Below are 10099 nucleotides of genomic sequence, written 5' to 3'. Positions count from 1 at the left end.
GTGTCCGACGCGCTCGAAAAGCTCGCGGTGACGATCTCGCCGTCGCAGGCGGTCAAGATCGCATCGAGCCTCGACATCGACGGCTCGCTGCCGAAGGCGCTGGCGAAGCTGCCCGATGACTCCCCAGCGCGGGCTCACCTCGCCGCCTGCCATGCCGACTTAGGGCCGGAGACCTTGACGTCGCTGCTGCGCGCGGTGGCCGCCGCGGCCGCGGTGAGCAGCACGAGCATCCGGGCAGTCTGGAGCGGTCCGACCTTCGACGGCGACGGAGACCACACGACGAGCGCCCTGTCGCACATCATCGACGAGGCGACAGAGGACGTCTTCGCGTCGACCTACTCGGCCACAGCTGGCTCGGCATTCGTCGAGGCCCTCTGGCGTGCCGTCGCGCGGGGCGTGAAGACCACGCTGCTCGTGGACTCCAAGGTGAACGCCGGAGCGACCCTCGCGATGCTCAAGTCGAAGCTCGACGGGGCGACGTTCTGGACGTTCGTCCCCGCCGACGGAGGCTACGGGCTGCAGCACTCGAAAGTCGTCATCGTCGACTCGCGACTCGTGTTCGTGACGAGCGCCAACCTTTCGGATGCGGCCGCGGAGCGAAACCTCGAGGCCGGTGTCGTGGTCCGCGACGCCGACTTCGCGTCGAAGATGCGACGGCGCTTCTCGGAGCTGCGTGCGGCCGGACGGGTCATCGAGGTGTAGCCCGCCAGGACGTCACGCCTGGCGTGCCCTGATCACACGCTCGATGTCGTCGGCCACGTCTTCCGGATCCTCGTGCTCCCAGTAGCGGAGCACAGTCCAGTCGTTCTGCCTCAATAGCGCCGACGCCTGCGCATCGCGCTCGACGTTCCGAGCGAGCTTCGGTGTCCAGTACCCCGAGTTGCGCTTGGGTTGCGTCGCGTGGATCGGACAGCCGTGCCAGAAGCACCCGTCGACGAAGATCGCGACCTTCCACCGCGTGAATGCGATGTCTGCACGGGTTCGGCTGGTCAGGAGGACCCGGTAGTCGACGCGGAATCTCAATCCCCGTGCATGGAGGATTCGGCGAATCGCGACCTCCGGCTTCGTGTCTCGCCGACGGTTGGCGAGCATCGACCTGCGCACGCCATCGGAAGTCGCCCAGGACATGGCGACGAAGCTACATGGTTCGGCGCGTGTCCGGAGGCCGAAGACCGATGGTGGGAAGCTCACCATCCGTGACGTCTCGGCGCGCCAGCATCTCGATCATGTCCTCCGGCCGGGGCCGCCTCAGGATGAGGCGGTAGAGGGTCAGCAGCGGGGGGGCTCGTAGTTGTCGGCGTCCCGGCTGGGTCGTCCGAGGTGTAGGCCGCATCGAACACAGCCCGCCACGCGCGCGGATCCGAATCAACATCTACGCCGTTCTGTTGACCCGCGGCATCCGCGGCACCTACCTCTACGTCGTCGATCCGGCGCTCCGGGAGCACCTCACGTCAGTGATTGCCGACCGTCGCTGAGGCGACTCCCTCTCCCACAATTCGGCTCCTCCCCAGGATCAGAGGCCTCGACGCTTCCCTCGAAACACCGCTCCGCAGCCGCTGCACCCCCACGCGCACCGAAGGCTGGTCACAGTCACGTGACCACCATGGACTTCTGTACAGCTGGAGCGTAGATTTGTACACTCTCGACATGGCTGAGATCTCTGTCTCCGACGCTCGCGCGACCCTGCCCGAGGTGATCGACCTCGCGCAACGCGAGGCGGTGTTCGTAACCCGGCACGGCAAGCCGCAGGCGGTGCTCGTCAGCACCGAACAGTACGAGCGGCTCCGGCAGGCTCTCGAGGAGCACGAGGATGTTCTCGCCTTCGACGCCGCGCTGGGCGAAGAAGGCGAGAACATCCCGTGGGATCAGGCCAAAGCCGACCTCGGCTGGTGACCTCAGAGCAGTGAGCTACCGAATCGAGCTAAGCCCGGCGGCGGCTCGCGCGCTCCGCGGCGTCGATCCGCAGGATCGCGCTCGCATCCAGGGCGTCATCCGCCTTCTCGCGGAGGACCCTCGCCCGCCGGGAGCACGCAAGCTGCAGGGTCGCGACGGATACCGGGTGCGCGTGGGCGACTACCGCATCCTCTACACGATCGACGGCGGAGTGCTGCTCGTCGTCGTCGTGGCCCTCGGTCACCGCAGCGACGTTTACCGGAGCTGACGCACTACGCGGCAGCACCCCCGTACGCTCCCGCCGCGACGTCCTCCGCGAGCGTCGCGTGCGTCGGCTCCCACCCGAAGCGCTCGCGTGTGATGGCGCTCGATGCCGCGAGCTCTGCCGTGAAGAACCGACCGATCCAGCCGAAGTGGGCCGCGACCTCCGCCTCCGGGATCGACCGCACCGGCACCCCTGCCGCGTCACCCAGCATCCGGGCGATCTCGCGCGTCTCGATGCCCTCCTCGGCCACCGCGTGCGCCACCGTGCCGGCCGGCGCCTCCTCGACGAGGGTCGCCACGAGTGAGGCGGCATCCACCCGGTTCACGGCGGGCCAGTGATTCGTGCCCGCGCCCGGGTAGCCGGCCACGCCGGTGCTGCGAGCGAGATCCGCGAGGACCCGCACGAAGCCGAAGTCACCCGGGCCGTGCACGGTCGCCGCGAACCGCGCCGCCACCGAGCGCACCCCTCGTTCCGCAAACGAGAGCGCCAGTTGCTCGCTCCCACCCCGCATTGCATCTGGGCCCGAGAACGGGGTCGCATCCTGCTCCGTGATCGGACGCCCGAGCGCATACCCGGCGAGCCCACACGCCATCACAAACGGGCGGTCACTGCCGACGAGTGCCTCGCCGATCGTCTCCACAGCAGCACGCTCGATGAGGCCCGACTCGTGATGGCGGTCGAAGTCATGCACGAACCCGAGGTGCAGCACCCCGTCGGATTCGGCGGCAGCCGAATGGAGCACCTCCAGATCCGTCAATTCACCCCGCACCGCAGCCGCCCCGGCCGCCTGCAGCTTCGAAGCCGACTCGTCACTGCGCGCCAACCCCACCACCTCATGCCCTCGCGAGAGCAGCTCGGCCACCGAGGCCGACCCGATCCAACCTGTCGCACCGGTCACGAAAATCCTCATGTCATCCTCCTGATGTCACTCAATGACATGACTATAGCACTGTGATGTCACTAACTGTCATCACTAGACTCATCCACATGGGACGTTGGGAGCCGGGATCGCAGCAGCGTCTTGCCGCCGCCGCGCTCGAGCTCTACGCCGAGCAGGGCTTCGACCAGACGACTGTCGCCGATATCGCTGCGCGCGCCGGCGTGACCGAGCGCACCTTCTTCCGGCACTTCGGCGACAAGCGCGAGGTGCTCTTCGCCGGGTCCGCAGAACTCGAGGCGACCTTCGGGGAGGCGATGGCCGACGCCCCGGACACCGACTCGGCATTCGCGGCGGCGGGCCGCGGAGCCCGCGCCATCGCCGCGATGCTCACCGACATCGACCATTCACGCCGACGCGCCCGCGCGATCGCCGCCGATCCGAGCCTGCAGGAACGCGAGCTGCTCAAGATGGCCGCCTTGCACTCCGCAGCCGCCGAGGCGCTGAGGGGCCGCGGCGTGCCGGAGTTCACCGCCGCCCTCGTCGCGGATGCCGCAGTCGCCGCCTTCGCGCGCGGGTTCGACGCGTGGATCGCGGACGGCGGAGTTCTCAGCGACCACGTCGACGCGGCACTCCGCACGATCGCGGACGCGGTCTCAGGCTGACGATTCCGCGGCAGTGCCGTTGGCTACCGCCGCTCCCCCACGACGTCGGCGATCTCGCGGATCGCGTCCGGCACCACGCGGCAGCATCCGCCCACGAGCGCCACGCCGGCATCCAGCCACTCGTGGACGAGCTCCTGCGGAACACCCGGATGCCCCATCCAGCGGCGGTTCTTCGCATCCCACTGCTCGCCCGAGTTCGGGTAGGCGACGAACGGCTTCGACGTGACGCGCGCCGCCGCCTCCGCTGCCCCCAGCACGTCGCGCGGATCGCAGCAGTTCACGCCCACCGCGACGACAGCATCCGACGACGCCGCGAGCGCGAACGCCTCCTCGAGGCTCTCGCCCGAGCGCAGGGCACCCTCGGCGACGGTCACGCTGATCCACGCGGGAACCTCGCCGCCGAGCGCGTCGAGTTCGCGCACCAACGCCTCCACCTCGGCGAGCGACGGGATCGTCTCAGCTGCGAGCGCATCCGCACCTGTCGCGGCGAGCGCGCGCAGCCTCGGCCGGTGCCACGCGGCGAGCTCGTCGACGCTGAGCCCGTAGTCGCCCGAGTACTCGGACCCATCCGCACGCACCGCGCCGAACGGCCCCACGGACGCCACCACCCACGCCACGTCCGCGTCCGCCGCGGCGGATCCCGGATCGGCGAGGCCGACGGCCGATCGCGCTTCACGGGCGACGAGCACCGACCGCGCAATCAGGGCATCCACCGCCTCCTGGTCGAACCCTTCGCGTGCGAGCGGCTCGTAGCCGACCTGGTACGAACCCGAGATCGCCACGCGAGCCCCTGCACGGAAGAACTCCTCGTGCGCTGCCCGCACCTCGTCGGGCCTGTCGAGCAGGATGCGCGCCGACCAGAGCGCATCACTCAAGTCGTTGCCGCGCTCCTCCAGCAGGGTGCCGAGGCCGCCGTCGAGGACCAACGGTCCGGCGGCGAGTGCGGAGGCGAGCGGGTGAGGCATAGGCCGAGCCTAAGCCGCCGAAAGGAGCTGGTCGCCCGTCGAACCTTCAGCCTTCCCGCCGAGCTCGCCGCTTCTCCTGACCCTCCCACCACACGACCAGGAGGAGGAACACGACGAGTACGTTGCCGACGATCAATCCCGTCGCGGACTCCTGCTGACTCGCAAGGTAACCCGCGAGCGCGACATAGGCGGCGGGAACGATGGCGCCGAGCCACACGGGATTCCTGCGGCACAACCACACATGCAGGATGATCAAACCGATCCCGGCTGCGGCAAAGGCGACGAGTAGCGGCCACGCATCAGGCAGGACGTCCGATCGATCGACATTCTGCACAACGGAGACGGTCATTGGTTACCCCTTCGCTATGGCTCGAATCAAGGACACGCACGTACCTACGCCTAGGAGGTCGGTGAACATTGAGACTCCGAACCCTGCCGCGGCGGCGATGCCCGCGCGCTGTGCGCCCGTGAGCTTGCTTCGATCTTGAACATACTTCCGCATGAGCTCGACCGACTTCTTGAGACCACCAAGCTTCTTGATAGCAGCTTGGAGCTTCGCACTCGAACTGATGATCTTGTTCGCCTTCGCGATGATCGAAGGAAGCTTCGCCCACGCGACGACGAGCGCGGCGACTTCGGCTGCACACCCGACGGTCGTCGCTGCCCACCACCAGAAGTCCGGATCAGCAACAACCGGGAACGCGGTATCGAGATCGAAATCTACGATCTGAACCAGCGCGTTCCCACGCACCTCGAACCGAGTCGGGACACTCTGACCTCTTGCATCGACAGCCCATGGAGGCTCAACCGAGCCGATCTCGGCCGAAGTCTCACGTGGATCGTCCCCACGCTGAGCGTGGATGACCACCGAGCCATCCGGCATCAGCGTCGGGGTGCCCCCCTCGAGCGAGTAGGTGTATTCCGTCGACGCACGTGGGCCATGGATCACGGTATGGATGCGGACCGAATCGGCGGCGCTCATGATTACGAGGGACGCCTCCTGATCAGCGGATCCTTCGTATACAACACCTCCGGTCGATGCCTGGGTGGCATCTTCCGCCCCCGCCTCGGTCGGCAAGGAAACGGCAAGGCCGCTCGCAAACTCGATATCGCCGTCAATGCTCTCCGGAATGACGGCGACTCTTTCGCTGCCAGGGGCCACCAGAAGGTAGCCGCCCTCAAGCGGTTGCGGATCGACGGCCTCAGAACTCTCGATCTGGACGGACGGTGGCGTCTGATTGCTCACAGTCGCGGCGAGCGACTCGGCAATCGAGTCGCGGGCAGCCTCAGCATGAGCGGCGGATGTTGGTACCGCCACGAGGGTGAACGAAGCGACTGTAAACGCACTGGCCGTAGCAACCGTCTGGATAACTCGGCGAAAGACTGGTTTCATCCCGCCAGCCTCCAGCGACCGGAAGGCGGGTGGGCCCGAAGGCATCGATTCTGTGGACAACTTCTGCGATCGGCAGCACGGGGTGAGGGCGCACACGCACCCCCACCCCGCCGCCGCTACGGCACGAGCCGGATGGGCAAGGTGGTCGCGCCGGTGGCGCTCACCTCGAGCTCACTGCGCGTGTAGCTCGTGTATCCGGACTTCGTGACCGTGACCGACCTCGTTCCCGGCGTCACTCCCGCGATCAGGAAGAACCCGTTCGCGTTCGTGGTGGCCGAGCCGCCGCCGCTGAGGGTCACCGAGGCACCCGAGATGGCCGCGCCGGCCGCGGTCGTCACTCGCCCGGTCACCGCCGGCAGAGTCACCGCAGGCGCCGAGATGTCGATCGTCAGCACGGTGAAGCTGTGCGCGGGGAACGCATAGCTGAACGAGCTGCCCACCCCCGTCACACTGCTCGACGCCAGCTGCACCGTCGTCGGGCTCTGCCAGGTGTTCTGGTCGAGGTAGCTCGACGAGTTCACCGTGCGCGCGGTCGCGGTGGAGCCGATGGTTCCGGCATCCGCGATCGAGATCGAGGTGGTGGTCGCCGCCGACGGATCGCGGTTCAGCACCGAGACGTACAGCTTCGTGCCGTCCGCCGACCGGGTCGTCGTGACGTCGAGGTACGGCACACCCGAACGCGCCGGCAGGTTGCCCATCGCCGGAGCGTTGTAGGTGCCCGACGTGGAGCTCGACCCGACCAGCAGCGAGCCGTGCTGATCGCTCACGAGCTGCTGAACCAGGTACGACGGCGTCACGAACGAGCCGCGCACACCGAGCCGGATCGAGCTGCCGTCCCAGAAGTTGGCGAGCGTCGACGCGGCGTTCACCTCGTTCAGGTCGCCCCGACGCATCAGCAGGTTGAGGATCCCGGCCTCGGCCAGACCCCCCTCGAGCGTCCGCGTGCGGCGGTTCTCCTCGTTGAAGTACATCGCCGCGTGCTCCATGACCGCGAGCTTGATGTCGTTCTGCGAGTTCGCGAGAACCGTGTCGCCGGTGGCCGCCAGACGGTCGCCGATCGTGGTCGCCGCCCCGGCGCTCGCCAGGTAGACGTCGCTGCTGGAGTAGTTCTGCGGCAGCGGCTGCGGGCTGTAGTAGTGCACAGCCACGTGGTCGATCTTGCCGTCGGCGGTGTCGACGAGGGTGGCGTTCCAGGCCTGACTCGAGCTGTTGCCGTCGAATCCCTCGCCAACGAACTCGAGCGTCGAGTCCTTCGCCGCCATCGCGTCGCGGAACGTCACGTAGCTCGAGGCATACGTGGAGGCGTTCGTCTCATGCCCCGGCGTCCACCAGCCCCAGACCTCGTTGCCGATCTCCCACATCTTCACGCCCCACGGGGTGCTGTAGCCATGCGAGGAACGAAGGGCGCCGTAGGTGGTGCCGGTCGAGCCGTTCACGTACTCCACCCAGTTCGCCGCGGATGCCGAGGTGCCGGTTCCCCAGTTCACGTTGAGCACGACCTTGAGGCCCATGTTCCTCGCGAGTTCCAGGATCTCGGCGGTTCCGACGTCGTTCGTCATCCACTGGGCGTCCCACTGTGCGAAGTACTGCGGCGCTCGCGCGTCGCGGGCCCCGATGCCGTCCGCCCAGTTGTACCAGTCGGCGATGATGCCTCCCGGCCAGCGGATCGACACCGGGTCGAGCACGTCCACCCGGTCCACGAAGTCCCGCCGCCAGCCGCCGTAGGCGACCTCCGACGAGTCGGTGGGCATCACGCTCGGCATGTCGAGCGTCAACGTGCCGGTGCCCGCGAAGCCGATGAACAGCTTCGCGTTCGTGTCGGTCGTCGAGGGCGTGAGCGACACCGTGTACTTCGCCCAGCTGCCCGTCACCCCCGTGATCGTCGCGGATGCGTAGGCCGAGTACGACGGGCCGTCGCCCGCGGCTGGACCGATCGCCACCGTCACCGGCACCGACAATCCGGACTGCTTGAGCCACACCGAGACGTCGTAGCCCTTGCCCGCGGCGACCGCGATGCCTCGCTGGGCGAGCCCCGCGCGTCCGCTCGTGTGCTGGGTGACGGTCACCTGCTCGGCGTAGCGGCCGTTGTATCCGCCCTCCACGTTCGCGTAGTTCGCACGGTCGGCGTAGCCGTCGCGCGCCCAACTGGCGTCCTTCCACCACGTCACGTAGCCCCACTTCGTGGTGCTCGATCCGTAGCCGTAGGTGAAGACCCGGTACTCCTGATTACCGATCACCGTCACACCCTCGAGCTGGTGGACGAGGCGTCCGTTGGCGAAGAACGACAGATCGCGTCCGCCGGACTTCCACGCGCTCACCTCCACCCGCAGTGTCACCGGGAGCGACACGCTCGCGCCCGTCCACGTGGTGATGCCGTCGCCGAAGATCTTCAGCACTCCACCCTCGACACCGAACTCGACGAACTTCGAGAAGTCGCCGCGGCCGGTGCCCGCGTAGATGTCGAGCAGGCCGTTGGTGCCCGTCACGCTGTCGAGTTGCGCCTCCACGGTGTAGCCGTAGATGTCGCTCTCTTCCAGTCGCTGCGACATGACGCCGTAGCGGGAGTCGGCCGCTCCGTTGATGGTCAGCTGGCTGTTGCCCTGCGAGGCCGAACCCCATCCCCCGGCGAGCGAGACCGGAGTCCACTCGACCGACAGTACGGGGCCGCCCTCGAAGTTCGGGGCGTACTGGTCCCACATGTGGGTCTGGCCGATCTTCACGTGATCCCAGGTGGTCACCGAGGTGCTCCACCCGTAGAGGCCCACCCGGTAGTCGGGGGCGGGCACATCACCGCGATCGATCAACTCGTGCACCTGCGTGCCGTTCACGAAGAAGCGGTAGGTGCGGCCGTTCGCGTAGTACGGCGACACCTCCACCGCGAGCGTCGCCGGCAGGCTCACCGCACCGCCGGTCCAGCTGCTCGATGGGGTGAACACGCGGGCGACGCCGCCCTCCACACCGAACTCCATGAACTTGCTGAAGTCGCCGGCACCCGATCCGCCGTAGATCGTCATGAGACCGTTCGTGCCGGTCACCGACACGAGCCGCGCCTCCACACGCGTCCAGTCGACCGCGGAGTTGCGGATCGGCTCCGACAGGATCGTCGAGCGCGAGTTCGAGCCTCCGGTGATCTGCACCGAGCCACCACTCACCGAGACGCTGCCGGGGTTCGACCCGGCGAGCAGGGTCGGCGTCCACCGCGGTGAGAGCGACGTGCCACCGAAGCCGTCGTAGGTGGTGTCGTGCTCGACGGTCAGGTAGTCGACCGTCATCGTTCCGTCCCAGTTGTAAAGGAACGCACGGAAGTCTTGCGGCAGGCCCGTGTATCCGGTGATCGTGTGCACGACGGTGCCGTTGTACGAGAACGTCAGGTCGCGTGCGGTGCCCGAGAGCCCCGTGACCGACACCCGCAACGTGCCCGGCAGGCTCACCGAGCCGCCCGTCCACGCGGTGAGACCGTCGGCGTAGACCTTCAGCACACCGCCCTCGACGCCGAACTCCACATACTTCGTGAAGTCGCCGGCCCCCGTGCCGCCGTACATGCTGAGCATGGCGTTCGTGCCGGTCATCGCGGTCACCCGCGTTTCGACCGTGGTGGTGGAGTAGCGGGTCTCGCCGAGATTGCGCGACATGATGCCCCAGCGCCCCGGCGATGCCGTAGTGAGGGTCGCCGCGCTGCCGGAGACGCTGACCGAACCGGCGGGCGCGCTGTCGAGGCTGATCGGCGTCCACCGGGAACGGTCGAGACTCGATCCGCGGAACGAGTCGTACAGGTTGCTGTCGCGGTGATCGACCGTCTCCGTCTCGAACGAACGGTCGCGTGCGCGCTCGGCCCACGCTCCGTTCATCTCGTCGAAGGCCCACTCGGCCATCTGGCCGACGACGGTGGGCTGGACCACGCCCTGAACGTCATCCGCGTCGATCGAGATCGTGCCGGTGCCTGCGGATGCCGACGTCGCCGGAACGACGGTCAGCAGGGTCGCCACTAAGGCGCCCGTGAGGATCGCCCCGAGGGGGCGTCTGGGTGATGTCGGAACCATG

11 protein-coding genes are annotated in these 10099 nt (G+C 67.8%); 5 read left to right on the top strand and 6 right to left on the bottom strand.

Annotated elements, in window-relative coordinates; translation table 11 throughout:
• Nucleotides 1-702, top strand: coding sequence for a DISARM system phospholipase D-like protein DrmC (gene drmC / locus FVQ89_RS07880; protein WP_147901271.1), 702 nt, complete (start codon nucleotides 1-3; stop codon nucleotides 700-702).
• Nucleotides 703-714: 12 nt separating this feature from the next.
• Here drmC and FVQ89_RS07875 read toward each other — a convergent pair whose 3' ends face one another.
• Nucleotides 715-1128, bottom strand: a complete 414-nt coding sequence (locus tag FVQ89_RS07875) for a very short patch repair endonuclease (RefSeq protein ID WP_147901270.1) — start codon at nucleotides 1126-1128, stop codon at nucleotides 715-717.
• A 203-nt stretch (nucleotides 1129-1331) separates the two neighbouring features.
• Between FVQ89_RS07875 and FVQ89_RS14700 the strand changes: the two genes are divergently transcribed.
• The 3 genes from FVQ89_RS14700 to FVQ89_RS07860 all read left to right on the top strand — a co-directional run bounded on the left by FVQ89_RS14700 (nucleotide 1332) and on the right by FVQ89_RS07860 (nucleotide 2161).
• Nucleotides 1332-1475: a DNA/RNA helicase domain-containing protein gene (locus FVQ89_RS14700; RefSeq protein ID WP_147901269.1), complete on the top strand. Its 144-nt coding sequence runs from the start codon at nucleotides 1332-1334 to the stop codon at nucleotides 1473-1475.
• Nucleotides 1476-1647: 172 nt separating this feature from the next.
• The gene (locus FVQ89_RS07865) at nucleotides 1648-1893 is read left to right on the top strand and encodes a type II toxin-antitoxin system Phd/YefM family antitoxin (protein WP_147901268.1); all 246 of its coding nucleotides are present in this window, start codon (nucleotides 1648-1650) and stop codon (nucleotides 1891-1893) included.
• Nucleotides 1894-1903: 10 nt separating this feature from the next.
• Nucleotides 1904-2161, top strand: coding sequence for a type II toxin-antitoxin system RelE/ParE family toxin (locus tag FVQ89_RS07860; protein ID WP_147901267.1), 258 nt, complete (start codon nucleotides 1904-1906; stop codon nucleotides 2159-2161).
• A gap of 4 nt (nucleotides 2162-2165) precedes the next feature.
• On the opposite strand, the gene FVQ89_RS07855 is transcribed toward FVQ89_RS07860, so the two are convergent.
• On the bottom strand, nucleotides 2166-3068 hold the full coding sequence (locus FVQ89_RS07855; RefSeq protein WP_147901266.1) for an SDR family oxidoreductase: 903 nt from the start codon (nucleotides 3066-3068) through the stop codon (nucleotides 2166-2168).
• A gap of 77 nt (nucleotides 3069-3145) precedes the next feature.
• On the opposite strand from FVQ89_RS07855, the gene FVQ89_RS07850 reads away from it, so the two are divergent.
• The gene (locus FVQ89_RS07850; RefSeq protein ID WP_147901265.1) at nucleotides 3146-3700 is read left to right on the top strand and encodes a helix-turn-helix domain-containing protein; all 555 of its coding nucleotides are present in this window, start codon (nucleotides 3146-3148) and stop codon (nucleotides 3698-3700) included.
• Nucleotides 3701-3723: 23 nt separating this feature from the next.
• Here FVQ89_RS07850 and mmuM read toward each other — a convergent pair whose 3' ends face one another.
• The 4 genes from mmuM to FVQ89_RS07830 all read right to left on the bottom strand — a co-directional run bounded on the left by mmuM (nucleotide 3724) and on the right by FVQ89_RS07830 (nucleotide 10044).
• Nucleotides 3724-4665, bottom strand: a complete 942-nt coding sequence (mmuM, locus tag FVQ89_RS07845; protein WP_147901264.1) for a homocysteine S-methyltransferase — start codon at nucleotides 4663-4665, stop codon at nucleotides 3724-3726.
• A 46-nt stretch (nucleotides 4666-4711) separates the two neighbouring features.
• Complete coding sequence (locus FVQ89_RS07840) at nucleotides 4712-5014, bottom strand: hypothetical protein (protein WP_147901263.1); 303 nt, start codon at nucleotides 5012-5014, stop codon at nucleotides 4712-4714.
• 3 nt (nucleotides 5015-5017) lie between these two features.
• Entirely contained in the window at nucleotides 5018-6058 is a 1041-nt protein-coding gene (locus FVQ89_RS07835; RefSeq protein ID WP_147901262.1) for a hypothetical protein, read from the bottom strand.
• Between the two features lie 116 nt (nucleotides 6059-6174).
• Nucleotides 6175-10044, bottom strand: a complete 3870-nt coding sequence (locus FVQ89_RS07830; RefSeq protein WP_187264950.1) for a carboxypeptidase regulatory-like domain-containing protein — start codon at nucleotides 10042-10044, stop codon at nucleotides 6175-6177.
• Nucleotides 10045-10099: the final 55 nt, after the last annotated feature.

Source organism: Homoserinibacter sp. GY 40078, from assembly GCF_008017545.1.
In the GTDB taxonomy this organism is placed as follows: Bacteria; Actinomycetota; Actinomycetes; order Actinomycetales; family Microbacteriaceae; genus Homoserinibacter.
Note: the sequence above shows the minus strand (reverse complement) of the source record. Positions and strands in the feature narration are given on the sequence as shown.